The sequence below is a fragment of the Legionella cardiaca genome, from assembly GCF_029026145.1.
In the GTDB taxonomy this organism is placed as follows: Bacteria; Pseudomonadota; Gammaproteobacteria; order Legionellales; family Legionellaceae; genus Tatlockia; species Tatlockia cardiaca.
In genome coordinates this window covers 3,228,149-3,254,870 of the sequence record NZ_CP119078.1, presented here as the reverse complement: position 1 = coordinate 3,254,870, position 26,722 = coordinate 3,228,149, and the positions used below count along the sequence as shown (strand labels likewise).

Genomic DNA, 26,722 nt, shown 5'->3' with positions numbered 1-26,722 from the left:
TTATTCCCTTTTGGAAGTCTATTAATGTGCTTTTGTAAGTTCCATTTTGATGACAAAAGCCAACAGTTTCTTCCGTTAGTTAATTCCATTCTTTGTCGCAGTTTGTATTTCTTCTATCTCGAGTTGAAGGCCTTGAGTAGCAATCACTTTAATGCGCTTATCAGCTGCGATAGGTTGCTTCGAATGTACAGCCCAAATCTCTCCTCTGATTACAGCCTGCCCCTGTGGATTAACCTCACCCAACGTTCTTCCTTCTGCCCCCAATAGGACAGCAATTCCATGCATTAACTTCTTCTTTCTTGATTTAAAAGTCATTGTTCCTAGCGTCAGTAAAATAAGAAGATTTGCAGCTGCCATTGCCCATATTGCCGACCAGGCAATTCGATAACTATTATGATTGGAATCAATTAATAATATAGAACCGATAATAAATGCTACAGTGCCACCAAATCCTAACGCCCCAAAACTTGGTGCATAAGCCTCTCCAATGATAAAGAGAATACCTAAGATAATTAAACCAAGTCCTGCATAGCTCATCGGTAGCAATTGTAAGGCGTAAAGCGCTAAAAGAATTGAGATAGCCCCCACCACGCCAGGTAGCATAAAGCCTGGATTCACCAGTTCAAAAAAGATGCCATAGATTCCAAGTAATAAAAGTAAATAGGCCACGGTAGGATCGGTGATCACTTGTAAAAAACGCATGCGCCAATCTGGTGTGATCTGCTCTACCTGCGTATTTTTTGTATTCAATTGAATTTTTCGACCATCCTGAGTTACTACCAAGCCATCCAATTGTTGCAAAAGATCGCCACGATCTTTTGCAACAATATTGATAACGCCATTCTGCAAAGCTTCATCAGCTGTTAATGTTGAAGCATCTGTTACGGCCTGTTGTGCAAATTCTGCATTGCGTCCTCTAAGCTGTGCTAAAGAACGAATATAAGCTATGGCATCATTCATAGCCTTTTGTTTCATAGAGGATTTTGGTTCTTGGCTTTTATCATTTTTATCCATCATTTCATTTAAATTGACTGGGCTTGCGGCACCTAAATGAGTTCCTGGTGCCATTGCAGCAAGCGTACTTGCATAAATTAAAAATGTTCCAGCACTTGCAGCACGTGCCCCTTTGGGGGCCACATAAGTCACAACCGGTACTTTTGAAGCTAAAATATCTTGAACAATGCTATGCATTGATTTTTCTAATCCACCAGGAGTATCAAGAATAATAAGAATAAGGGACGCTTGTTGTGCATTGTCAATGCCGCGACTAATAAAATCAGCCGTTGCCGGACCAATTGCGCCATTTATTTTAAGCTCAACAATTTTATTGGCCCATGAAATGATACTAATAAAAAACAGACTAATAAAAATGATTATTTTCTGCCAATGACTGACTGATTGAAAATTTGAATAGGAATTTGCCTTAAGAGGATAATTTGAAAAGCTCACAGGTGTTAAGGCATGCACCGCTACCATACAAATCCCTAGATTATTTCCTTATTAGGATAAGAATAGCAGTATTTTTAGGGATATAGACAACAAATCATGATTATATTCTATTCAGGCCACAAATATGGCATGAATAGAATAGGAGCGTTTGCAGTTATCCAAAATTCCCTCATAGAATAATGCGATTATGCTTTGATAGAATTAAAAATAAACCCCAATTTGTGCTACTACCGCATCCGATGTTTTATTCGTACCCACGGTATTTTGGTTCACAACGCCTGCAGGAGCAGCTCCGTTAGCAAATTGATCAGCCTTGTAGTCAATATCATGGCGATATTCAAGACTTTCTACGGTGTCTTTCCAGATGGAAATGTTGAAAACGCCAGCAACGCGACGCTCAGGTAAATTAAGAGCTAATGCTTGGCGAGTCCATTGATAACCTACAGCGAGAGATGCTGGCTTTGAAAATGCCATAAAGGTTACACCCGCTTCTAACTGACCTGCCTGTGGTCGGGCGCCTTGGCCGTTAAAGCTTAGGTCTAGAGGGTTAAAGGTTGCGGCGGCAGACACCCATTCCGCGGTAAAGTTGTAGCGGTCAATACTGAGGGTGCCATGAGCTCCTATACCGGAAACCTTATGAATATGTTCGCTACCATTGGTGGTTGAACCAAACCCGCCAAAGGTTGTGCCAGGAGCTGAGCCGGTATTTTGCATTCCAGCAGAATCGGCAATATTGCTTAAGTAACTTGCGCCAATCTCACCTCGTGTCTTCTCAGTTTTAATGGTGTAACCAACATTTAAACCGCCAACCCCTGAATGTCCATCTGTAGTATCCGACTTAAAGCCATACACAGCAGCAAATGGTCCAGAATCCGTTTGTGATTTATAACCCAAAATGAAAGGTCTTGATTTTGTGCGTGCAAGCCTTAGAGTTAGAGGTGAACTCACCATAGCACTTGAATAGCGACCAAAGGGAACATAAAGCTGGCCGCCGGTAAAATAATAGGGCGTAATATCTAAATTACCAATGTTAACAAAGCCTTGGTTTAAATAAAATGTCGAATTTTCAACCCGTGGACCGCCTAATACAGGCGGGGCATCATCAAAGGCAATCGACATAAATCCTTCTACTTTGTCATTTATGAGTGCAGTAACATCAAGCTCACTCGAACTTAAGTTTATGTCACCAGTAGTATCTCCATTAAAGGGACGTGTTACATCGCCAACCGGTTCAATTTTTCCACTCAAAGCAATAATTGGCATGGTAGGGACGGGATAGCCCATGCTCTCATAAACCCCGTAAACACGTCGTCGCTGTTCCATTAATCGAATATCTCGGTTAATACTCGAAATATTCACAATGTAATCAGAGCCATCAAATGCTGGTCTATCACCAGTATAAGGCGATGTCACAACAGGAGTACCAGCGATATAGGTTACTACCTGTCCATCTGCGACAAGTGCTGTTGGATAGAAGCTGCTGGAATTCGGATCACCATCTACAACATGTAATTGAACAGGAGCATTATGAAATTTTACAGGATCCTTCTTGGATTTTGTCCTTTTATTCTCCTTTGTTTCTGTTTTTACAATTTGCCTTGTTGCTTTTTCTGGTGCTTTCTTTTGTTCTTGTGCAACTTGCCTGGGCGCAGAAGGAGCTCTTTTTGACTGTGACACTAATTGTTTCTGCAAGCCATCAAGTTGAGCTTGTAAGGCCTTTGTTTGTGCCTGTAGCAGTTGAATTTGTTTTTGCAATTCAGCATTATTTTCTGCGGCAAATAAGGGGCCTGAAATAGCAGCCATGGCCATAATAAGTACTTTTTGTTTCACACACAGCACTCCTGATTGTTTTTTTTGCTTCCTGATTATTTATCGCTGAGGATTATAACTTGCCTCGATCGAAGTGGCCAGCCTTTGTGCACAATAATTTTTGTCTTATTAATTGTCCATATGAGTAAATTTTGAACGACAGAAAATGACAGGTATTCGGTTGAATTTAAGCCAATAAAAAAGCCCTAATTCTATAGGGCTTTTGTTCTTACAAGAAGGAGATTATAAAATGTTGCCTACCCATTTTGCACCAAGGTAAGGTCCATAGAGTCCAAAATCAGAATTTTTTAATCTGCCGCAACAGATATCACGGGTTTGCAAGGCATCGAAATAATCAATAACTTGATAACCACCCTCAATATTAAGAACACCTTGAGTTAATTCACAGGCATAATTTAAACCAAGCTTGGCCTGTACACCGGGTACAACCGCTTTTTTGCTTGCATATATGCTGACTGGAACTAAGCCGTTTGGCGCGAAGACAAAACTATCGTTAAGTCGAGTTGTTCCATATAAAACCGAAGCAGCACCATTCGCGGTAACACTAAATCCATGGGCTAAATCGTAGGAATAATCAATACCAATAACTGGACCAACGCCATTAAAATCTGTATCTCGATCTTGAACGACACCTGCAGGTGCTACACCTGGCAATGTCAAGGCGTAAATATAGTCGGTATCAATACGAATTCTGGCATATTGTAATCCCGCGTAGAAACGAGCGTTTTTTAACAATCCCATATCAACATGTTGACCCATTACAAGATTAACTTGATCAAATCGATCATTAAAAGTTATATCAAAAGGTACCTCTAAAAGGCCAGTAAATGGCGTTACACCAGCAAAACCTGACTGACGGGAGTCTTCGCTATCGAAATGCACCCAAGTCATGGTAATGTCATTACCGGTATTGAAATGATAAGAGCCTTCTAAACGGTATCCCCAAGCCCAATCATCATCAATTCCTTTTACATTTGAGTTAGGACGATATTCATAACCTCGTTGAGCGCTATAAATTGGTTGTAAATAAAGTGCCTGTGCGCCAATATCCCATTTTTTAGCTTCACAAGGAACCGTCACATCACCTGGAACACAAGCAGGCCCCATGGTCCCTGCAGATACGAAACTACTTGTTGCCATGCAAAGAATAGCGAGGGTTGTTTTTTTCAACATTGATCACTCCATCTATCAAAAAAAAGCCCATCAACAAGGATGGGCTTTGGTAAGACATGTTTTGGTTTAACTATTAAACGTTACCAACCCATTTCAAACCAGCGAAAGGACCTTGTAAAGCGAAGTTAGATTCGCGGTTGCCAAGGAAGTTGATAAAGTGGTTAGCATTGATGTAGTCAACAAACATCCAACCAGCATCTAAAGTCAAGTCGCCTTGAGCCATAGCGTAAGTGTATTTAGCACCTAACTTAGCTTCTAATTCAGGAACGATAGAAGTTTTTGAACCAGAAGTAGAGTTAACTACGAAACCACCGAAACCAGTTGAAGTGTTGAACTTAGAATCACCAACTAGAAGTGCAGTAGCGCCATTTCCGTAAATAGCAAAGCCATTACCGAAGTTATACTGCATATCCATACCAACACGTGGACCAACTCCGTTGAACTCTGTATCACGAACTGTAGAGAAACCAGTAGCTACAGAAACAGGTGGGAAGTTACCAGATGCAGTCAATTCATGTTCGATACGAGCATATTGTAGACCTGCATGGAAACGAATGTCTTTGAACTCACCGAAATCAACGTGTTGACCGAATTCTAAGTTAACAGCATCCCACTTAGGTTCGAAGTGGTGGCTACCGAAGAATGGACCGCCGAAACCATCAATGAACACTCCACCCCAGCTATTGTCAGTTTCTTTGTTCCAGTGGTACCAGTTAAGATTTAAATCGTTACCAGTACTGAAGTGGTAAGAACCTTCTAATTTGAAGCCCCAACCCCACTCTGGATCGATATCACGATAGTGTTGAGAAACACCGTCGATACTGCTGGTGAAAGAATGGTAACCATAATCAGCATCATATGCTGGTTGTAGGTACAGAGCGTATGCACCAAAATCCCAAGCTGTTCTTTCGCAAGGAACGGTGACATTACCAGGGGTGCAAACAGGACCCATGGTTCCAGCAAATACTGCACTGCTACCTAAAGCAAGAACAGCTACCGCTGTTTTTTTCAGATTTAACATGCTTCATCTCCACTTTTTTATTATTAATTTCCCGTTTAGCCGTCAAACCACAGCATGGTATTGACTATAGTACGCAATCATCGCTCTATCCGAGAACGTACATGGTCAGATTATCAAGCGCTACTTTATCAAAGTCAACACTATTTCCACAAAAATTCTCTATAAATTCGATAATTTAATCGACCAAAAGAACAAAGATGCTTTTTTTATATCCACACTAACTAATTTATTATCATCTGCATGAAGATAGGATTAGCTAATTATTTCTTTTAAAAAAGCCTCTTTCATTTTGATCAAAGATAAGTCAGTTTAAAAACGTTTATCTTGATTAAATGTTTGGAATCAATAGACTGGCTAAATTTTTTTTGAATTTAACAGATAAAAGGCAGTCAATGCAAATTTTTTTTAACTTAATTTTCAAATGGTTGGTTTAATTATTTTAACTACCACCCTGCGGTTTAAGGTTTTTCCAGCTTCAGAATCATTAGGCGCCACAGGATCTTTAATACCATACCAAGTAACGGACAGGCGTTCTAATCGCACACCTTGGCTTTGTAAATAAACAGCTACTGCTTTAGCGCGTGCTTCTGACACGGCATTATTATAAGATTTACGGCCTGTATCATCCGTATAACCTGCTATTTTTACACGTTTAACCTGGGAATCCGCGCGACAATATGTAGCAATTTTATTAAGTTGCTTTTTTGCTTCATCACTTAATTCAAAACTATCCGTATCAAAATATATCACGCTTGTTCGTACGCTCGCATAATCGAAAGGCAATAAATTGCCTAAACAGCGTTGATATTTTGCATATACTTTCTGAAAATGAATAGGAGAAAGCGACACGCTCACAGGGAATCCCTCTTCCGAACGATATTCAAATTTGCTTTGAAATCCTTCAGCCAAATAAGTTAATAGTTTAAGTGCCGGCTCACGGGATAAATAAAGCCCATACTCCCCGGGATTAACTGTAGTTTTAGAAACAAAATATGTTTTCCCATAAGGTTTCCAAACCGGAGGCACAGCCGAAACGACTGCTGGAAGTTGTTTGGTTACCTGTTGCCATTTGCTTAATATAAAGTGAGGAGGTTTAGCAGCATACTGTTCAAAGTAAGCAATTCCGAAATTTGGCACGGTCAGAGCGAGTCCACAGCGCAATCGACTGCCACTCATTCGCCAGTTTTCATCGCCCATTGGGCTAGCATAATCAACATGGACCTCAGCAAGGGCTTGATTAATTGGAAACCAGCATAAAATTGCAACGTTTAGCAACCGAGTTATAACAGATCGCATAAATGCCATTTTTTGCTCATCCTGCTTAGCAATCCATGTTATGCTTGAGTATCGGCAAATTTAGCGGAATCTTTATTGTGGAATTTATAACAATTACTCGTCCCGATGATTGGCATGTCCACCTTCGCGATGGTATTTACCTGGAGCACACTGTTCTCGCTACCGCAAAACATTTTGCACGTGCTCTCATTATGCCTAATCTTAAACCCGCCCTTACTACTACTGAAACAGTGATGAGTTATTATCATCGAATAATCGCCGCATTACCTGAAGGAATGGATTTTTCTCCCTTTATGACCTTATATCTAAATGACACAGTCACAGCCGATGAGCTTCAGAAAATAAAAAACTATCCTGCGATATTAGGTGCTAAACTTTATCCCGCGGGTGCAACCACCAACTCTGAGGAAGGTGTTAGCTCATTACGAGCACTTTATCCATTATTTGAAATCATGCAGTCTGAAAATTTAGTGTTGCAAATTCATGGTGAAACTACCTCAGGCGATATTTTTCAACGTGAAGCTGAATTTATTTGCACCGATTTAATGGAGTTAATAGGCAATTTTCCTAAATTACGTATTGTCCTTGAACATATTTCTTCACAAGCAGCCGTTGAGTTTATTAAACAATCTCCTGAAACAGTAGCTGCTACGGTAACAGCTCATCATTTACTTTATAATCGCAATCACTTATTGGCAGGAGGAATTAAACCTCATTATTATTGCTTACCCATCCTAAAACGTGAAACTGATCAAAAAGCGCTACAACAAGCATTAATAAGCGGCAATCCAAAGTTTTTTGCGGGCACCGACAGTGCTCCCCATGCGCTAGCCAATAAAGAAAGCTCTTGTGGTTGTGCTGGTATTTTCTCAGCCCCTTATGCCGTTGCTTTATATGCACAGATTTTTGAACAATTAAATGCTTTGGATAAATTGGATGCTTTTTTAAGTCGTTTTGGGGCTGAGTTTTATCAATTACCAATCAACAAAAGCCAGCTAACTTTAAGAAAAACGCCACAATCCATCCCTTCCGTACTTCCTTTTGGTAGCGAGCAGGTTGTTCCTATTGCCGCAGGAGAAACTCTCCAATGGAGTGTCCATGACAGCGAATGACATTATTTTCTGCAAACAAATAAAAGATAGATTTCGTGGTTTCCTGCCAGTTGTTGTTGATATAGAAACAGCCGGAGTAGATCCTTTAAAAAATGCCTTATTGGAAATTTGTATTGTTCTTCTTGATGTTGATGACGAAGGGGGCTTTGCTCCACAAGCCACGTATTTTGAACATGTCTTACCCTTTGAAGGTGCTGAACTGGACGAGAAATCACTTGAATTTATTCAGGTAGACCCTTACCAACCACTGCGTTTTGCCATTGATGAAAAGCAAGCACTTAAAAACATTTTCGCTCCTATCAATAAAGCGCTCAAAGAACGACATTGTCAAAAAGCTGTCTTGGTAGGTCATAATGCCTGGTTTGATTTACTATTTATAAAGGAAGCAGTTAAACGAACTGGCATTCGCTCACCCTTTCATTCATTCACTTGTTTTGATACAGCAACGCTGGCAGGCTTAATTTATGGGCAAACTGTACTTTCAAAAGCAGCAAAAGCAGCGGGAATTGAATTTAATGCAAATGAGGCACACTCTGCGGTTTATGATGCGGAAAGAACAGCCGAATTATTTTGCGCCATGCTGAATACCTGGCGCAAAATTTGTGTCGACGTTTATAAATCGTCTGAATGAGTGGCAAGATATTCAGCAACACCTTTAGGTGAAGCCTTCATGCCAGCTTTGCCTTTCTGCCAACCAGCTGGGCAAACCTCACCATGCTCTTCGAAGAATTGAACTGCATCAATGATGCGAATTAATTCATCAATATTACGACCAATCGGTAGATCATTAACAATTTGTGAACGAACAACCCCATTTTTATCGATGATGAAAGCACCGCGGAAAGCAACGCCCGCCACCGGATGTTCTACACCATAAGATTGGCAAATGGTATGAGTAACATCAGCCGCAAGAGTAAAGTTAACATGACCAATACCACCATCTTTAACAGAAGTATTGCGGTAAGCATTGTGGGTAAATTGCGAATCAATGGAAACAGCAACCACCTCAACACCACGACTCTTGAACTCGTCCATACGATGATGAAGCGCTATCAATTCTGAAGGGCAAACAAAAGTAAAATCTAAAGGATAGAAAAATACCAATCCATATTTGCCTTTTAATGAGTCGTGCAAATTAAACTTGTCAGTAATTTCCCCATTAGCCAATACAGCAGGAACCGTAAAATCAGGCGCTTTACGTCCAACTAAAACACTCATCTATTTCTCCTTGAACAGGCACACTAAAGTGCACAATTATTAAGCTTAAAGTGCCACTGCTTCACGTAACAAAGACTCTAACTCACCTTGTTGATAAAGCTCTGCGATAATATCCGAACCGCCAATCAACTCACCTTTTACATACAGTTGTGGAAACGTAGGCCAATCCGCATATTGTGGCAGTGTTTGACGAATATCAGGATTAGAAAGAACATCTACATATGCAAAATTTACCCCACATGCATCGATACATTGCACAGCACGAGCCGAAAAGCCACATTGAGGCATTTTAGGAGTACCCTTCATGTAGAGTAGTATTGCATTTTCTGCAATTTGTTGTTTAATTTTTTCTATTGTATCCACTGGGTCACCTATTATAAAAAATTATTAAAGCCAGTGTTAATTATGGCGAAAATAAGATCAATTCGCAACTAGGCTCCCAATAGCCCACTTTATTAAATAATAATAGAAGAGGCATTTTCAAGTTATTCAGACAATAAATAAGAATAGACATAAGCTGTCCGAACTAAAAAGAAAGCTATACCCTAACTCGACATTGAATATGTTTACCTTCCTGCTACACTTAACACTCATTTAATTGAGAGGATTAAAAAATGGCCATTACATTACCACCACTACCCTATGCATTGGATGCACTGGTACCTCACATCTCTAAAGAAACACTAGAGTATCATTACGGTAAGCACCATAGTGCTTATGTGACGAATCTTAATAAACTGATTCCAGGTACAGAATATGAGAATCTTAGTTTAGAGGACATTATTAAGAAATCTTCTGGTGGAATCTTTAACAATGCTGCACAAATATGGAATCATACTTTTTATTGGCATTGTCTAAGTCCCAATGGTGGTGGAGAGCCTACAGGCAAGCTGGGCGAAGCAATTACCAAGCATTTTGGTTCTTTTGAAAAGTTTAAAGAGCAATTTTCTCAAGTAGCTGCCACTACTTTTGGTTCAGGGTGGGCCTGGCTAGTCCAAGATAAAGACGGTTCTCTTAAAATTATCAGCACAAGCAATGCTGGCACACCGATGACCGAAGGTTTGCAAGCATTATTAACTTGTGATGTTTGGGAACACGCTTATTATATTGACTATCGCAATGCACGTCCTGAATATATTAAGTCTTTCTGGTCACTCGTTAATTGGGATTTTGTAACTAGTAATATGCGTTAATTTAACGCTAACAAATAAGGAGTTTTCATGGCACTAATCACCAGTTATAGCCCCTTACCTATCAGTTTTACTCATGGGGAAGGCATTTGGTTATACGATGATCAAGGTAAAGCTTATCTCGATGCGTTAAGTGGGATTGCTGTCTGTGGATTAGGCCATGCACATCCAGCTGTTACCAAAACTATCCAAAAACAGGCAGCAAAGTTACTCCATACATCGAATGGCTATCATATTAAAGAACAGGAGTTATTGGCGGAAAAATTAACTTCTTTATCGGGCATGAAACAAGCTTTTTTTGGTAATTCAGGGGCAGAAGCCAATGAAGCAGCCATTAAACTCACTCGTCTTTATGGCCATAAAAAGGGTATTGAGACACCGTCTATTATTGTTATGGAAAGGGCCTTTCATGGACGCACAATGGCGACATTAACAGCTTCAGGTAGTCGTAAGGTACAGGCCGGTTTTGAACCATTCGTGCCTGGCTTTATACGTGCACCTTTTAATGACATCGAAGCCATTCATACCATTGCTGCAAACCGTGATGATGTGGTAGCGGTCATGCTGGAACCTATTCAGGGTGAAGGAGGCATTCATGCTGCTGAAGACGCCTATTTACGTGCGCTTGCCGAATTATGTAAAAAACATGACTGGTTGTTAATTCTTGATGAAATTCAAACAGGAAATGGCAGAACAGGAAAATATTTTTCGTTTATGCATCATGGAATTCAACCTGATATTATTACGACGGCGAAGGGTTTAGGCAATGGCATTCCTATTAGCGTTTGCTTAATGGGTGAAAAAGCCTGTGATTTATTCAAGCCGGGAAATCATGGTTCTACATTTGGTGGGAATCCTTTTGCTTGTGCAACTGCATTAACTGTTTTAGAGGTAATTGAACGAGATAATGTATGTGAGCTTGTTACTCGTAATAGCGCCATTTTAAAAGAAAAATTAATGTTGGAACTCGGTGAACTCTCCTCAGTCCGAGCCTTCCGCGGCAAAGGTTATATGTTAGGCATTGAACTTGATAGACCCGCTAATGATGCCAGATTAATTGGTCTTGAAAATGGTATTCTCTTTAACGTAACAGCAGACACCGTGATTAGACTATTACCACCATTAATTATTAGTGAGAATGAAATAGATGAATTAGTTTCAAGACTTACCAGGACAATTAAACAATTTATTGATAAATAATAGGTAGCAAATCATTCACATACGCGATCTTCAGGTAAGCGATATAAACACCGCTGCCGCAATTTTAACTGAGGCTTTTGCAGAGGATCCTGTCATGGGCTGGATCTTCGATAGTTCCTATGAAAAAGCAGCTCCTATGATGTTTTCCGCCATCACCCGGTACTGCATATTATATGGTAAGGCATTTTGTACTGCAGAGCTTGAAGCAGTCGCCTTACGCAAATTGCCATCTGACAAAAAATTTTCCTGGTGGAAAGGGCTACGCTCTGGTTTTCTTACTCTACCCCAAAAAATGGGTCATGACGCCTTTAAGAGGCTCATGATTCTGGATGAGTTAAGTCAGCAGGAACGAAAAAAAAACATGGGAGATCGGGCTTTTTGGTATTGCTGGTGCCTCGCAAGCCAACCGGCATTACAAGGTAAGGGGTTTGCGACTAAGTTAATGAAGCATACCTTCAACTTAGCCCATGAAACTGGCTTTCCTTGTTATTTAGAAACAGCAACTCTTAAAAATCAAGCGTTATATGAAAAAAATGGCTTTGTGAAATTATCTGAATTTACTTTACCTAATAGTGAAGTAAAAATTATTTCAATGCTCAGAGAATAGATGCTTTACATATCCTACATGAGGATCTAATCTCAAAAGAAGCCTTAAGATAGTAACCGTTCAAGCCCTCGTCATTCCTGAGGAGATCCTTTCGCTCTCTCTGGATAGCGTGATGCTTACAATATGGTCAGGAATCGTCACTTAAATATTATACGGAAGTAAGCTTGATTAGACTTCTTCGGAAATTCTCAACAGAGAATGAAGTACAGAGAAACACGGCGTACAGAACTGGCGTGTACACGCCAGTACAGGAGGATTCGCGCACCGTAGCGATAAAGCAATTCGCTTCTGTCGCAGAATTTCCGAAGAAGTCTATTATAGGGAGTCTCATCCTTCATGCCCCATAATTTGCCGCTTATAACAACTCTCGCTACCGCTTTAGGCTTAGCTTTAATAATGGGTTTTATTACTATAAAACTTAAACTACCAACCATTGTCGGTTATTTATTAGCAGGCGTCATCATAGGGCCATTCACCCCTGGATTTGTTGCCAATACCCAGCTTGCTGCAGAACTTGCAGAAATTGGCGTCATGTTGCTGATGTTTGGCGTTGGCCTTCATTTTTCTCTCGATAACTTACTGGCCATGCGAAAAATTGCCTTACCGGGTGCGCTTATTCAAATTGCTGTCGCCACAGCACTTGGCGGTGGCATGGCAATTTTTTGGGGCTGGAATTTAAGCGGGGCCTTAGTGTTTGGCCTTGCACTATCAGTTGCCAGTACCGTGGTATTAACGAGAGCCCTTGAATCACAAGGAATATTAAATTCGATAAACGGGCAAATTGCCGTCGGCTGGTTAATTGTTGAAGACCTTGCTATGGTCCTTGTCCTGGTATTTTTGCCTCTTATGGCAAACAGCACTGCGGTAATTGCCGAGGAAAGAAATTTGTGGTTAATCTTAGGCATAACACTGTTGAAAATATCAGCATTTGTCGCATCAATGTTACTTATCGGTCGCTGGATAATCCCCAAGCTATTATGGCAAATCACTCGTACGGGTTCTCGAGAATTATTTACTTTATGTGTCATTGCTGCAGCAGTTAGCATTGCTTTCGGTGCATCAAAATTATTTGGAATGTCTTTTGCGCTAGGTGCCTTTTTTGCTGGCGTAATAATGAGAGAATCACAATTCAGCCGTCGAGCTGCCGAAGAATCATTGCCCCTTAGAGACGCTTTCGCCGTCTTGTTTTTTGTCTCTGTAGGCATGTTATTTAACCCTCTTATTCTAATTAAACAACCACTGCAGGTTTTAGCAGTAGTGGGCATCATCGTGATTGGTAAATCGATTGTCGCTGCTGCTTTAGTCCTTGCTTTCCGTTACCCTTTAAATTCAGCACTTGTTATTTCTGCCAGTTTGGCACAAATAGGTGAGTTCTCGTTTATTTTGGCAGGTCTCGGCGTACATTTAGGGGTACTGCCTGTTGTTGGTCAGGAACTTATTCTTGCTGGCGCATTGATATCAATTGCCATCAATCCATTAATATTTAAAATAGTGGACCCTTTGCAATCGTGGATGCGTTCTAAATCTTTGTGGATACAAACTTTTGAACGATCTCAAGATCCCTTGGGTGAATTACCTCAGGTTATTGATGAAAAATATCTATCCGGGCAGGTAGTCTTGATTGGTTATGGACGTATAGGCAGTCGCATTGGCAAAGCACTTGGCGAGCAAAATGTTCCTTATGTTGTAGTAGAACAAAATCGTGAATTAGTTGAACAATTACGAACTCAAGGCATTGTTGCCGTCTTCGGTGATGCGGCCAAACCGGTTACCCTTATTCAAGCTCACATCACTCGCGCAGGCATTATTGTTATAGCCACGTCGGATACATTTAATGTAAGACAAATCATTAGCATTGCCCGCACCTTAAATCCTCAGATTGAAGTCGCGGTTCGAGTCAGTAATGAGGAAGAAGCAGCGTTATTAAAGCAAGAAATTACTGGGCAATTTTTTTTCAATGAGCAAGAACTCGCTCAAGGAATGAGTCGTTATATATTAACTCGATTTGGTATTACTCAAGAATAGCAGGTAAGCTCTCGCTACATAACCTGACGCTGACGAACCACCTCATATAAGCAAACACCAGTAGCCACAGAGACATTTAAACTTTCAACACTGCCAAACATTGGTATAGCAAACAAACCATCACAGTGTTCGCGAGTCAGACGGCGCAATCCTTCTCCCTCTGCCCCCAGTACAATAGCAAGCGACGTTTTACAGTCAACGCTGTAAACCGTATCCACTGCTTCACCAGCTGCACCATAGATCCAAACACCTTCTTGCTTGATAATTTCCATTGCTCTAACTAGATTAGTCACGCGAACAACAGGAATTGATTCTGCAGCGCCACAAGCAACCTTGCTAACCACAGGAGTAATCCCAGCACTTTTATCTTTGGGGATCATCACAAAATCCACCCCGGTTGCATCGGCTGTTCGCAAACACGCACCGAGATTGTGGGGATCGGTAACACCATCCAGAATTAAAATTAAACAAGGTTTCTTTGCATTTGCCAGTAAAGCGAGTAAATCATTTTCACCATACTCAGGGAAAGTTCCGGCACAAGCCACCACCCCTTGATGGGCAAATTCCGAGAATCGCTGATTCATTTTTTGCGTCGTTAGCTTTTCAATCGGAATACCTTTCTCAGCTGCTAAAGTAAGAAGAGCTTGTAGTTTTTTATCAAGCCGCTCCTGATTTACGTATAATTTTTTCGTAGGTCTATGAGAATTTGCAAGCAATGCATTAACCGCGTGTAAACCAAAAACATAATGCTCACTCATTCACGGCCTCTTTTTCTACAGGTTCAAAATCAATTTTACGCTCATCAAGATCAACGCGGGCCACCATGACTGACATTTTATCTCCTAAGCGATAAACCTGGCCGCTACGTTCTCCAACTAAACGATGCTTAACTGCATCAAAAGCATAATAATCATTTCGCAATGAGGTAATATGTACTAAACCTTCAACATAAATTTCATTGAGTTCAACAAAAATACCAAAACCGGTCACAGCGGAAATAGTACCTTCAAATACCTGGCCCAATTTATCTTGCATGTATTCACATTTTAACCAAGAAATTACTTCGCGGGTTGCTTCATCAGCACGTCTTTCTGTTGTGGAGCAATGCTTACCCATACGATTCATATCCTCCTTAGTGTAAGGAAAATGAACTATTTCTTGATTATCAATCAAATGTCCGATAGCTCGATGAATCAATAAGTCAGGGTAACGACGAATAGGCGAGGTAAAATGGGTATAAGCAGGATATGCCAGACCGAAATGCCCATCATTCTCTTCAATATATTGTGCTTGTTTTAATGAACGTAGCATGACTGTTTCAATTAAATGTCTTTCTGGTCGCTCGCCTATCTCAGCCATAGTCTTTTGAAAATCTTTCGGGTGCGGTTTTTTTCCACCACCTAACCTTAACCCAAGTTCCCCAAGAAAAAGACGAAGTGCATTAATTTTATCTTCATCAGGCAATGAGTGGACACGATATAAAGTAGGTATTTCTGCTTTTTCTAAAAAGCGCGCCGTGGCGACATTGGCAGCCAGCATACATTCTTCAATCAACCGATGCGCGTCATTTCGCATAACAGGTACAATTCGTTCTATTTTTCTATTTTCGTCAAATTCAATGCTGGTTTCTGTGGTCTCAAAATCAATAGCGCCTCGACTCTTACGTGCTTTTAATAAAACATTAAAGAGAGAATTAAGCGCCTCAAGTGCTGGTCTTAACTCCTCATGCTCTCCCATATCCGCATTTGCTTCCAGCCATTTACCGACTTGAGTGTAAGTAAGACGGGCATGAGAGTGAAAGACCGCACGATAAAAGCGGGAACGCGTTATTTTGCCATCGGTCGAAATCGCCATTTCAGCAACCATGCATAATCTGTCAACATGGGGATTTAACGAACAAATACCATTAGACAAAGCCTCTGGTAACATAGGTACTACCTGGCCAGGAAAATAAACAGAATTACCACGCTTTGCAGCTTCCTTATCCAAGGCTGAATCAACCTTAACATAATGACTAACGTCGGCAATTGCCACGTAAAGCTGGTAGCCTCCTTTAGGTTTTTGATAACAATAAACTGCGTCATCAAAATCTTTAGCATCTTCACCATCAATGGTAACAAAAGGTAAATTTCTTAAATCAGTGCGACCTTTAATCTCTTCTTCATTAACATGTTGTGAAATTTTTGCCACTTCAGCGAGCACTTCTTCAGGCCACTGTGCGGGAATTCCATGAGCAAAAATGGCCACCTCAATTTCCATTCCTGGAGCCATGTGCTCTCCTAGAATGTGAATTATCTTACCAATGGCCTGATTACGTTTTGTTGGAAACGCCACTATTTCCGCCAAAACCATTTGACCATTCTTAGCATTCCCAGCAAATTCAAGTGGCACTGAAATATCTTGGGTCAAACGTTTATTATCTGGAATGACAAATCCTACACCATGTTCTGTAAAAAATCTGCCTACCACCGTTTGGTTAGCATGCTCAAGTACTTCATGAATTTTACCTTCGGGTCTACCTCGCCTATCAACTCCTGTCTGATAAGCAAGAACCACATCCCCATGCATAACAGTTTGCATTTCTTTGGCGGATAGAATCATGTCCTCACCGCCATCTACAGGAATAAAAAATCCAAACCCATCTGGATGCCCTTGTACAGTACCTCTTTGCAAGTTAATCCGACCAACCAGGCAGAAGCGTCCTCGTCTATCTTGCATAATCTGCCCATCTCGCACCATTGCCTTTAAGCGAAATCCTAATGCTTCCTGCTCCGCACCATTGGCAATTTCAAGCTTATTAATTAATTGATTGCGAGACATGGGACGACCATATTCATCCAATACCTGCATAATTAATTCGCGACTAGGTATAGGAAGCGCATATTTTTCTTTTTCCCTTTTATAGAAAGGATCCTTCGATTTTTTACTCACGTTCACCACGTATTTTTAAAATTATTAATATCAGTTTATCACTTATTGGGATGAGTCAGGTAATCCAAAGCCTCGATCCCCTAAATGTGCTGTCAGTGCTTGTAGTTTCATATCTTCCCCAGCCCAAAATGTCCCTGCACTCTGTGCAGGCATAGTAACAGAGGGCCAACGACAAACAGAAATTACACCCATACAAGGTACTTGTTGCTCATGTCCTGGCTTTGATTCGATACAACTTAGCTCAAATGATTCTTTGTCGAGTGCTAAGGCAGACCAGTTACCTGCTTGCAAACGACTACTCCATCCTGCACTTGCGCTAGGCTCGGAAACGGGATGAGAAATCCATAAATCGGTATTCGATGAATTATGGATCATAATCAGCAATGGTTTTTTTGCTGATAATATAACCGATTCTCCTTTAACTGGAATAGGCTTACAGGAGGATGGAAGTGTTGCTTCCGCATGGACAAGATTCAAGCCCAATATGAGTAAAAAGGATATAATCAATTTCATTATTATCTCCAAATAAACAAAAAAATTGCACAAAAGCTAACTTGGTAAACCTATTTAGTAAAGTACTCTTTTAATAAAAAATTAAAAGATAAACTATGCAAAGAATTATTTTATTCATTGCCATTCTTATTTTTCCAGCTTTAAATGCAAAAACAGTACTATACTTCTCTTTTTTAAAAATTTTACAACTTCACATAATAGACTTCTTCGGAAATTTGTCTCTGTAGTAGAATTTCCAAAGAAATCTTATTCTGGATAACAATGAAAATATGGGTTGACGCGGACGCTTGTCCTAAAGATGCGAAAGAAATCTTATTTCGTGCAGCAGTAAGAACGAACACACAATTAATTTTGGTAGCGAATATGTTACTAATGAAACCACCTTCGCGCTTAATTACTAGCGTACAAGTACCTAAGGGTTTTGATGTGGCCGATAATTACATTGTGCAAAATCTTAAAGTAAATGACCTGGTCATCACAGCGGATATTCCTCTAGCAGCAGAAGTGATTGCTCGAAACGCTTTGGCATTAAATCCTCGTGGTGAACTATACACTCAAAATACAATTAAGCAACGCCTTTCTTTACGTGACATGATGGAACAATTACGGGCTAGCGGCACCTATACTGGAGGCCCCTCTACTTACAGCATCAAAGATAAAACTGCTTTCGCTAATGCCCTGGACCGTTTACTTACAAAAAAATGAATTACAAAAAGTGTAAGCAAATTTTCAAACCATCTATAATTAGGTGTGTCCTCCATTGCTTTTCTGGCCGCAAATTCACGAATTTTCGCTTCATAAAATAATTGAGGACAATACTTTTTATTTTAAATCACAGCAAAGACCTTCTTAAGGGCCTTATTTTATTGCTATGGAACCTGTATCGAGCACACAGAACCGTAAAATTATTCATGTAGATATGGATTGTTTTTATGCGGCCATTGAAATTCGCGATAATCCCTCGTTGGCGATGAAACCTGTAGCTGTTGGTGCAGCAAATCGCCGCGGTGTCCTTTGCACCTGTAATTACATTGCCAGGCAACATGGCATTCATTCTGCCATGCCCACGGCAGTTGCTTATCGACATTGCCCTGATCTCATTGTACTACCAGTCAATATGCCAAAGTATCGGCAAATCTCACAAGCCATACAGCGAATTTTTAAAGAATTTACCGATTTAGTCGAACCATTAGCGCTCGATGAAGCGTTTCTCGATGTCAGTGATAGCCTTCTTTACCAAGGTAGTGCAACCTGGATAGCGGAAGCAATTCGCGCCCAAATTTGGCAAGAAGAGCAATTAACGGCATCGGCGGGTGTTGCACCCAATAAATTTTTAGCAAAAATAGCTTCTGGCTGGAACAAACCGAATGGTTTATTCGTGATAAGACCTGAACAAGTTCTGCCATTTGTTAGCCAATTACCTGTCGATAAACTATTTGGTGTAGGCAAGGTTACTGCTAAAAAACTTAAGCATATGAACTTGCATACTGGAGCTGATCTACAATTGCTATCACTCACATCATTGGTCAAACACTTTGGAAAATTAGGAGAAAATCTCTATTATCAATCTCGAGGCATTGATAACAGGCCTGTACAACCTGACAGAGAGCGCAAATCCTTAAGCGTTGAAATCACATTGCTTGAAAATATAAGCAGTACGGAAGAAGCAACGGCAATTATCAATGATCTCTATGAAAAACTGCTAAAACGATTACAAAGTTCGGCCTCTAATCTTTTAATTAAAAATCAATATATAAAGATAAAATTTAATGATTTTAAGTTAGCAACGGCTGAAATAAAAAACTCAAATCCCGAACTCGATAAATTTTATGAACTCTTTTATAAAATAAAAAATGAAATCCCGAAACCTATTCGTCTTCTTGGTCTTGGTGTTCATTTTGCAACACAAAAACAACCAACCTCTTTTATTCAACAATCGCTTTTTTGAATCCATTAAGACCTTGGATGCAAGAGATTAAAAATTTCATAAATATATTGCCAACACTGCATGACATGAATCATGCTACGCAGAATTTTTCTTAGGATTTTAAGATGGAAACACGTCGCTTAGGTCAACAAGGTTTACAAGTATCTGCTCTAGGATTTGGATGTATGGGATTAACCTATGCCTATGGTCCTACTAATGATGTTGAATCAATGCAAGTCCTTAATCGTGCACTTGATTTAGGTATTAATTTTCTTGATACGGCTGAAATTTATGGGCCTCATACTAATGAAAATTTACTAGGGCGCACGTTAAAATCGAGACCGCGCGATAAACTGATAATTGCCACTAAATTTGGCTTTTCCTGGAATCAACAAGGCGAAATAATTGGATTGAATAGCTCACCTGAAAATGTTAAAAAAGCCTTAGAGGGTTCTCTACGTCGTTTAGGAACGGATTATATTGATTTGTATTATCAGCACCGTCTTGATCCTGCCATTCCAATCGAAGAAACCATCGGGGCTATGGCCGATTTAGTTGCTGCGGGAAAAGTACGCTATCTTGGTCTTAGCGAGGTTGGGCCCAACACTATTCGGCGGGCGCACGCAGTACACCCTCTTTCGGTTATTCAATCAGAATACTCACTATGGGAAAGAAGCGTAGAAGACAAAATCCTACCTGTACTTCGTGAATTGGGTATTGGGTTTGTCGCTTATAGCCCTATTGGCCGTGGTTTTTTAACAGGCAAAATCACCCAAGTAAATCAATTGGATGCAACTGATTTTCGTCAACGTTTACCCCGCTTTCAGCCGGAAAATTTTACACATAACTTAAAATTAGTAAAACTTATACAAGAAATTGCAGTGACTCATCACACGACTCCAGCCCAAATTGCCCTTGCATGGTTATTACGCCAAGGCAAAGACATCGTCCCTATTCCCGGGACAAAGCATCTGACTTATCTTGAAGAAAATATACAAAGCCTTAGGCTTGAGTTAGCAGAAAATGTTTGGACTAAAATAAACGAGCTGTTGGCATCCTTCCAATTTAAAGGAATGCGCTATCATGAAGCGAGCATGAAAATAATTGCTCCATCAGAATAATTAATTTCAATATTCTGCATCAGAAATGAAGCACAAGTTACTGATGCATGATAATATAGATTTTTTATTAACCAATTAAACCCCATGAACAATTTAATTCCAGTGAATGAAATCACTGCATTACACCAGGATAGTATTATCAGGTGGAAATCCGATGGGTTAATCTTAAATCAAAAAAATTTTTTAGCGCTCGTAGAAGAAAACCATGCTTTTAACTACCGTCTTTGGCATGCCGAAGATAAAGCTAGAAGAGACGATATGGGCTTTGAATTCGTCTATCATGCCAAACGCGAAATCGATTACTGTAATCAACAGCGCAATAATCGTATGGAAGCAATGGATGAATGGTTGTTTACGCAATTACAGCCAGCTAAACCAGGTGATTGTCCCGTACACTCTGAAACACCAGGGATGATGATCGATCGTCTATCCATTCTCGCTCTAAAATCTTACCACATGAAACTTCAGACCCAACGTCAGGATGTGGATGAAATCCATCGTCAGACTTGTCAACGAAAATGGCAAACACTTACCGAACAGCAAAATCAATTGCTTGCCTGTCTGGCTCAATTACTTGATGAAGTTATGCAGCAAAAGCGTACTTTTAGAATTTACCATCAGTTTAAAATGTATAATGATCCAAACTTAAATCCCGAGCTTTATCAGAAAGAATAGCTACCAGTATAGCGTTGCGGGTGTGGAGTATGTAGTAATCCCTGTTGTCTGATGAGCGGCATCAAGATTGCTTAGTTCATTCGGTTGATCTTTTTCATCTGGCGAAAGTCGCTCTGGAGAAGGACTACTTTGGGTATCTGATGTATTAGAAAAACAGGGAAAGAAAGAATAGCGCGATCGTTTGGATTTTTTGGCTGCAACCTGGCTGTCAGAATGTTTTTTTGAGGACAGATCCTCTATGGCTGTAGGAATCATATAAGAATTTGAACACGGGGAATTAGAAAGTAGCTGGTCGGCTGGCTCTAATTCCCCCGACAACGAGGTTGTTGGGCAGCTCTCTGTTTCACTTTTTTTAGTTGTAGATGGGACGCTATCAATAGGGGGCTTACCGAATCCGCGGGCCTGCGCTCTAAGAGCTAAAGCTGAAGCATGGACGACTGCGCTCAACACCGTAACGCCTAACATAATCGGCGTGTCATGATAATGACCATCTATATCACGCTCCTGAAAGCTATTCATGGTAAAGTCAACAGCCTTAGAACCTTTACCAAGCCCTGAAAAAAATGAGCGAATAACTTCAAACCATTCCTGGAAAAAGAATTGGGGTGAAGGATCAACGACCATGCCATCGCTAATTGCTGTTTTAATTTTTTCTGGCTTTAATTCTTCGACATGCTGTTTAGTCGTTTTAAGAGCGATGAGTATTTCATTTAATTTTTGGTCATGTGGATTATTATTAACCTCCGCTTCCTGCTTGGTTTGATGTCGGTAAGCATGAATAAGCGAATGGGCTATAAATCCAATCAGTAACGTCATCCCCAGGGTGATACAGGTAATGAGTAAAGCAGGAGGGAAATTAGCAGAAGCTAAAACAATCACGGTAGCCACAGCAAACATTGCACTCGCTAATGCACCATAAGCAGCTAAACCGTTTTTCATCCCAGCAAGAAAAGCAGAGCTGTATGATAACGTTGATAATTCTCGAAGATAAGCGCGTTTTTTTTCAAACTCATCGCGTAAGAGACCAATAGTCTCGACTAGCTCTTGCTGCTGCGTTTCTCTGGCTTGAGTCAAATCCAGTTTAGCAATTTCCAAAGCCAGCAAATTTAAATGATTAAATTGTGTTTCTAATTCTTTTCCACACAAAGCCAATTCAATTTTAGCTTGCATAATCACCAAGCGGCGCTGAAAATCATATTCTTCATAAATACGGGTGGCAATACAGGCTAAAAAATAAATGGCACAAAAGACTGTCATCGCTGTAAAGACTGTAGGAGCCAAAGTGCAGAGTCCTAAGACACCGACATAAAGGTAAAGACCATCTACAATGCCGCCGTAGGCTGCTGAAAGTAGCATTTTCCGCCGAAGCGACATCTCTTGAGTTTTGGTTTTAGCTCGCGCTTCCTCTATTTTTTCCAAGGACATGCACGGTGCGTTTTTAATCTCCTCAAGTAATTGAGCATTAGCCTTCATCATATCTTTGCGCAGATTAACATAATAGCGCATCCACATTCGATTCGCAGCCGCCAACACACCAAGCAACACACCGACGGGTACAATCAGGGATCTTAAATTCTGTCCCCCTAAAATTTCTGCTACCTGTATTGCGCTACGCACTCCCTTATAAGCATTTTTTAGCCCCTTCATGGAGTCACGTAAATAAGGCCAAACCGTAGCAATAAAACTTTTCAATTGGTTTTTGTCATCATCTTTAAAATGATTGGCAAGCATTGAAAAGACAACCATGGATACAGAGCTTGAGACAGCAATAGCAACACCTTCTGGAGTTAGCAACCATTCATGCATGACATCAGAGGAAGAAACTTTCGTGTTGGCGTACAGCAAATCAAATGTATATTTGAACATACTGTAAGAAAGACTCAAGCCGTCAAGCGCTCCATAAAGAGCGTAGATAAAACCCAGTTCATGCAACCTTTTTGCCAGTAAGCGGCTTTGTTGGTCAAGTCCTCCTGGTGAATTGTCAGAGATACTCTTGGTCATCTTGCAGATAAGGGCAGCGGCTAAGATGGCAGAATTGTACCCAATTAAGAGCTAAATGACAACCAATTTTTCATCTTGTTTTAAATTGAGACAAAACAAATGGCCCATCATTCATCTTATCATAAAGTTAGCGAGAGTAAATATTTTTTTAAACAAGCAAATTCACTTTTACTCAAAAAATTAACTCGTTGATAATATGATGATTTTAAAATTAGCCAAGGCATCGTTTTCCATCCTTTGCAGACGATAATCTTTTATCAACCAGCATAGAAATTTATTAGGATGTGCCTTTGTAGGTGCTTTATTAAAGTTTTTGAATTTTGCTTTCTGTCGGAAATTATTAAAGGTCAATATTTTGTAAAATTATTGATGACTCCAGGCCACTCTAAGCGTAAAATCACAAACCTGCTAGTATAAAGTAATCACTACATAGAAAGGAGTTTAATGAGTCCGCGTAGTTTTCTTATTATCATTTTATCGTTATTTTTAGGGTGTTCCATGGCTGCCAATCAAAAAATTATCTATGGCTATGTTGAAAAAGCAACATTGATTGATAAAAGCATGGTTTTATCTGCAAAATTAGATACAGGCGCTAAATCCGCTTCTCTTAGTGCAATTGATATTCATGAAATTGAGAAAGATGGCAAAGCTTATTTGCAATTTAAAGTACCTGGTAAAAATGAAGAAGTAGAATTTACTTGCGAATATGTAGGCAAGGTGAAAATTAAAGTTCGTGCAGGGGAACACTCAACATTGCAACATCATATTGAGCCGATTAAACGTCCTGTAGTAACCATTGCCGTTAAAATTGGTGATAAAGTACGCACAATTCCAGTGAACTTAACCAATCGTAAGCGCTTTAATTATCCTCTACTCTTGGGCAGGGATGCGATCATCGCTTTTGATGGTCTTGTTGATCCGCAACATGCATTCCTTGTTAAAACTGAAAATGTTGAAAAAAAATGAAGTCAAATAAACGCCATGTCTATGGCTTAATTCTTACTTTATTCATCGTGGGTATAGGCGTTTTCTTTTATCGTCATGTGATCCTTGATGTACCGTTAACAGATACTGAAACTGTAAACAGCTGGATGGTTGAAGCTCACTTACGTTTTACTGCTGAACGCAACACACCGGTAAAAGCAAGCTTCACCATTCCTTATATGCCACCTTATTTTGCTATCTTAGATGAGTATTTTGTGTCTCATAATTATGGTGTTACAACCAATCTAAGTGGCTATAACCGTCTCACAATTTGGTCTCTAAGACGCAGCAGCGGTATGCAATCTCTCTATTATCGTGCCATTTTTCGCGAAACAGATAATAATGAGTCTTCTCTGGCAAAACCACCCGCGGTAAAAGCACCGCCTTTAACTGAAAACCAGAAAGCCGCCGTCGACGCCATCACAAACCAGGTTCGCCAATCTTCTGCGGATATTCAAACTTTTGCCCAAGGTACCATTAAAGAATTGAACAAGCAGGATGGCAATGCCAGACTATTAGTCGGTAATGAATTCAATGATGATAGTGTCATTCAAGCCGCCATTCTTGTGTTAAATCAAGCTAAAATTTATGCGATGCCGGTCAAAGGTATTTATTTAAAACACCAAAATAAAACCGACTTCAAATTATTCATGGTCGTTTACAATGGCAAAGATTGGGTCTACATTAACCCTCGGACTGGCAGTGCGGGTTTTCCTAAAGATTTTCTTGTTTGGCAATATGGTTTTGATCCTGTTTTTGATGTTCTTGGTGGTAAAAAACCCATCTTTAATTTGACCGTATCACCGACACCTATTAATGCGCTTTCAATTGCAAAAGCACGTGGCTTACAAACAGACTCACAATTGCTACGCTTTTCCTTATTGCAGTTACCAGTAAGCGTTCAAGAAACTTATAAAATTTTGCTAACCGTGCCCATTGGCGCCTTTATTATTTTATTGCTACGCAATTTTGTTGGTTTAAAGACCTTTGGGACTTTCATGCCAGTATTAATTGCCTTGGCATTTCGTGAAACGCACGTTATCTGGGGTATTACACTTTTTGTTATTATTGTTTCTTTCGGTTTGTTGGCACGCTTCTATTTGGATCAGCTGAGATTACTTTTGGTACCGAGGTTAGCCGCTATACTCACTGTCGTTATTCTCTTAATGATCTTCATTAGTATTCTGAGTCAAAATTTAGGCTTGGAATCGGGATTATCGGTCGCTTTATTCCCCATGGTTATTCTTACCATGACCATTGAACGCATGTGCATTACCTGGGATGAACGCGGTGCTTCTGATGCCATTAAGTCAGGGATAGGTAGTCTTGTTGCAGCGGTTATTGCCTTTGGGGCAATGAATTATGAACCAATGCAATATTTGGTCTTTGCCTTTCCTGAGTTGCTTTTAGTTTTACTCGCCATGATTTTATGGTTCGGCCAATATCGAGGTTATCGATTATCAGAATTACTGCGTTTCAAAGCACTAGGTGGAGAGCAGTTATAATGTGGAAGCTGTATCGCCGACTCCATAATAGAGGAATTCTAAGTATCAATCGGCGCAATAGCGATTACGTCTTAAAGTATAATGAACGCAAACTTTATCCTCTGGTTGATGATAAATTACAAACAAAAAAATTGGCAATTGCAGCAGGAATAGCAGTTCCCAAGCTTTTCGAAATTATTGAGAGTGAACATCAAATAAAGAATATCGATGATATTCTATCCCCTTATAGGGATTTTGTTATCAAACCAGCTCATGGTGCCGGTGGTGACGGTATTATTGTAATTACCGATCGTGTCTTTGGTCGTTATCGTCAAATTAATGGCAAATTATTAACTACCCAAGAGCTCAGCTATCACCTCTCTTGTTTGCTCACCGGCGCCTATAGTCTTGGTGGTCATTCGGATTATGCCATTATTGAACATCGTGTCGTTGTTGATCCTGTCTTTAAAGAAGTAAGCTATGAAGGGATCCCTGATGTCCGTATCATCACGTTATTAGGCTACCCTGCGATGGCTATGGTGCGCTTACCAACACGTTTATCTGGAGGAAAAGCAAACCTTCATCAAGGTGCTATTGGTGTTGGTATTGATTTAGCAACGGGAAAAACTTTAGGTGGCGTATTTCAAAATGATACAATTGATTATCATCCTGATACCTTGGCACCCATCGTTGATATAACTGTACCTTACTGGGATAAAATTTTAGAACTTGCCGCCAGTTGTTATGAGTTAACAGGCCTTGGTTATTTAGGCGTTGACATCGTTCTCGATAAGGATCATGGTCCATTGATGCTCGAATTAAATGCACGTCCAGGATTAAATATTCAGATTGCTAATCGTGAAGGGGGCCTTAAACGCTATCAAAAAATTGAATATCGTGCGGAAAAAGAGCAAGAATCTATTGCAGAAAGAGTAGCCTATAGCAAACAGGAATTTGCCAAATAA

Annotated in this window: 24 protein-coding genes; 13 read left to right on the top strand and 11 right to left on the bottom strand. The window is 40.1% G+C overall.

Features of this window, described 5'->3' with window-relative positions; translation table 11 throughout:
- Nucleotides 1-75 precede the first annotated feature (75 nt).
- The 5 genes from PXX05_RS14175 to PXX05_RS14155 form a co-directional block, all read right to left on the bottom strand.
- Nucleotides 76-1,476: an NfeD family protein gene (locus tag PXX05_RS14175; RefSeq protein WP_275088840.1), complete on the bottom strand. Its 1,401-nt coding sequence runs from the start codon at nt 1,474-1,476 to the stop codon at nt 76-78.
- Nucleotides 1,477-1,650: 174 nt separating this feature from the next.
- Entirely contained in the window at nt 1,651-3,279 is a 1,629-nt protein-coding gene (locus tag PXX05_RS14170; RefSeq protein ID WP_275088839.1) for a FlxA-like family protein, read from the bottom strand.
- Nucleotides 3,280-3,501: 222 nt separating this feature from the next.
- A complete protein-coding gene (locus tag PXX05_RS14165) occupies nt 3,502-4,452 on the bottom strand; it encodes an Lpg1974 family pore-forming outer membrane protein (RefSeq protein WP_275088838.1) in 951 nt (316 codons plus the stop codon).
- A gap of 73 nt (nt 4,453-4,525) precedes the next feature.
- Nucleotides 4,526-5,473, bottom strand: a complete 948-nt coding sequence (locus tag PXX05_RS14160) for an Lpg1974 family pore-forming outer membrane protein (protein WP_275088837.1) — start codon at nt 5,471-5,473, stop codon at nt 4,526-4,528.
- 417 nt (nt 5,474-5,890) lie between these two features.
- Nucleotides 5,891-6,778, bottom strand: coding sequence for an OmpA family protein (locus tag PXX05_RS14155; protein WP_275088836.1), 888 nt, complete (start codon nt 6,776-6,778; stop codon nt 5,891-5,893).
- 68 nt (nt 6,779-6,846) lie between these two features.
- Between PXX05_RS14155 and pyrC the strand changes: the two genes are divergently transcribed.
- Nucleotides 6,847-7,881 (top strand): dihydroorotase, encoded by a 1,035-nt coding sequence (pyrC, locus tag PXX05_RS14150; protein ID WP_275088835.1) that lies wholly within the window; start codon nt 6,847-6,849, stop codon nt 7,879-7,881.
- The gene (rnt, locus tag PXX05_RS14145) at nt 7,868-8,512 is read left to right on the top strand and encodes a ribonuclease T (protein ID WP_275088834.1); all 645 of its coding nucleotides are present in this window, start codon (nt 7,868-7,870) and stop codon (nt 8,510-8,512) included. Before pyrC ends, rnt begins: the two co-directional genes overlap by 14 nt.
- Here the strand turns inward: rnt and PXX05_RS14140 are convergent.
- Both PXX05_RS14140 and grxD read right to left on the bottom strand, forming a co-directional pair.
- Nucleotides 8,494-9,099 carry a peroxiredoxin gene (locus PXX05_RS14140; RefSeq protein WP_275088833.1) on the bottom strand — a complete coding sequence of 202 codons (606 nt, stop codon included), beginning with the start codon at nt 9,097-9,099 and terminating at the stop codon, nt 8,494-8,496. The two genes, rnt and PXX05_RS14140, sit on opposite strands and share 19 nt — an antisense overlap.
- Nucleotides 9,100-9,144: 45 nt before the next feature.
- Nucleotides 9,145-9,462, bottom strand: coding sequence for a Grx4 family monothiol glutaredoxin (gene grxD / locus PXX05_RS14135; protein WP_338034420.1), 318 nt, complete (start codon nt 9,460-9,462; stop codon nt 9,145-9,147).
- A gap of 251 nt (nt 9,463-9,713) precedes the next feature.
- Between grxD and PXX05_RS14130 the strand changes: the two genes are divergently transcribed.
- From PXX05_RS14130 to PXX05_RS14115, 4 genes are all read left to right on the top strand, one after another.
- Complete coding sequence (locus PXX05_RS14130) at nt 9,714-10,292, top strand: superoxide dismutase (RefSeq protein ID WP_275088832.1); 579 nt, start codon at nt 9,714-9,716, stop codon at nt 10,290-10,292.
- 27 nt (nt 10,293-10,319) lie between these two features.
- Nucleotides 10,320-11,489, top strand: coding sequence for an aspartate aminotransferase family protein (locus tag PXX05_RS14125; protein ID WP_275088831.1), 1,170 nt, complete (start codon nt 10,320-10,322; stop codon nt 11,487-11,489).
- Between the two features lie 94 nt (nt 11,490-11,583).
- Nucleotides 11,584-12,096 carry a GNAT family N-acetyltransferase gene (locus PXX05_RS14120; protein ID WP_275088830.1) on the top strand — a complete coding sequence of 171 codons (513 nt, stop codon included), beginning with the start codon at nt 11,584-11,586 and terminating at the stop codon, nt 12,094-12,096.
- A 336-nt stretch (nt 12,097-12,432) separates the two neighbouring features.
- The gene (locus PXX05_RS14115; protein ID WP_275088829.1) at nt 12,433-14,121 is read left to right on the top strand and encodes a cation:proton antiporter domain-containing protein; all 1,689 of its coding nucleotides are present in this window, start codon (nt 12,433-12,435) and stop codon (nt 14,119-14,121) included.
- Nucleotides 14,122-14,135: 14 nt separating this feature from the next.
- Here the strand turns inward: PXX05_RS14115 and rlmB are convergent, their stop codons facing one another.
- The 3 genes from rlmB to PXX05_RS14100 are packed head-to-tail and all read right to left on the bottom strand — an operon-like array spanning nt 14,136 to nt 17,565.
- A complete protein-coding gene (gene rlmB / locus PXX05_RS14110; RefSeq protein WP_275088828.1) occupies nt 14,136-14,879 on the bottom strand; it encodes a 23S rRNA (guanosine(2251)-2'-O)-methyltransferase RlmB in 744 nt (247 codons plus the stop codon).
- Complete coding sequence (gene rnr, locus PXX05_RS14105; protein WP_275088827.1) at nt 14,872-17,052, bottom strand: ribonuclease R; 2,181 nt, start codon at nt 17,050-17,052, stop codon at nt 14,872-14,874. Before rnr ends, rlmB begins: the two co-directional genes overlap by 8 nt.
- Before the next feature lie 42 nt (nt 17,053-17,094).
- Nucleotides 17,095-17,565 (bottom strand): hypothetical protein, encoded by a 471-nt coding sequence (locus PXX05_RS14100; protein WP_275088826.1) that lies wholly within the window; start codon nt 17,563-17,565, stop codon nt 17,095-17,097.
- Between the two features lie 261 nt (nt 17,566-17,826).
- Between PXX05_RS14100 and PXX05_RS14095 the strand changes: the two genes are divergently transcribed.
- From PXX05_RS14095 to PXX05_RS14080, 4 genes are all read left to right on the top strand, one after another.
- Nucleotides 17,827-18,270 (top strand): YaiI/YqxD family protein, encoded by a 444-nt coding sequence (locus PXX05_RS14095; protein WP_275088825.1) that lies wholly within the window; start codon nt 17,827-17,829, stop codon nt 18,268-18,270.
- Between the two features lie 166 nt (nt 18,271-18,436).
- Nucleotides 18,437-19,513 (top strand): DNA polymerase IV, encoded by a 1,077-nt coding sequence (gene dinB / locus PXX05_RS14090; protein WP_275088824.1) that lies wholly within the window; start codon nt 18,437-18,439, stop codon nt 19,511-19,513.
- Nucleotides 19,514-19,617: 104 nt separating this feature from the next.
- A complete protein-coding gene (locus PXX05_RS14085; RefSeq protein WP_275088823.1) occupies nt 19,618-20,613 on the top strand; it encodes an aldo/keto reductase in 996 nt (331 codons plus the stop codon).
- Between the two features lie 84 nt (nt 20,614-20,697).
- Entirely contained in the window at nt 20,698-21,288 is a 591-nt protein-coding gene (locus PXX05_RS14080) for a DUF4254 domain-containing protein (RefSeq protein ID WP_275088822.1), read from the top strand.
- Here PXX05_RS14080 and PXX05_RS14075 read toward each other — a convergent pair whose 3' ends face one another.
- Nucleotides 21,289-23,289: a hypothetical protein gene (locus PXX05_RS14075; RefSeq protein ID WP_275088821.1), complete on the bottom strand. Its 2,001-nt coding sequence runs from the start codon at nt 23,287-23,289 to the stop codon at nt 21,289-21,291.
- 444 nt (nt 23,290-23,733) lie between these two features.
- Between PXX05_RS14075 and PXX05_RS14070 the strand changes: the two genes are divergently transcribed.
- The 3 genes from PXX05_RS14070 to PXX05_RS14060 are packed head-to-tail and all read left to right on the top strand — an operon-like array spanning nt 23,734 to nt 26,722.
- The gene (locus tag PXX05_RS14070; protein ID WP_275088820.1) at nt 23,734-24,255 is read left to right on the top strand and encodes an ATP-dependent zinc protease family protein; all 522 of its coding nucleotides are present in this window, start codon (nt 23,734-23,736) and stop codon (nt 24,253-24,255) included.
- On the top strand, nt 24,252-25,778 hold the full coding sequence (locus PXX05_RS14065) for an inactive transglutaminase family protein (RefSeq protein ID WP_275088819.1): 1,527 nt from the start codon (nt 24,252-24,254) through the stop codon (nt 25,776-25,778). The genes PXX05_RS14070 and PXX05_RS14065 overlap by 4 nt, the downstream gene beginning before the upstream one ends.
- Nucleotides 25,778-26,722, top strand: a complete 945-nt coding sequence (locus PXX05_RS14060; protein WP_275088818.1) for an alpha-L-glutamate ligase-like protein — start codon at nt 25,778-25,780, stop codon at nt 26,720-26,722. Before PXX05_RS14065 ends, PXX05_RS14060 begins: the two co-directional genes overlap by 1 nt.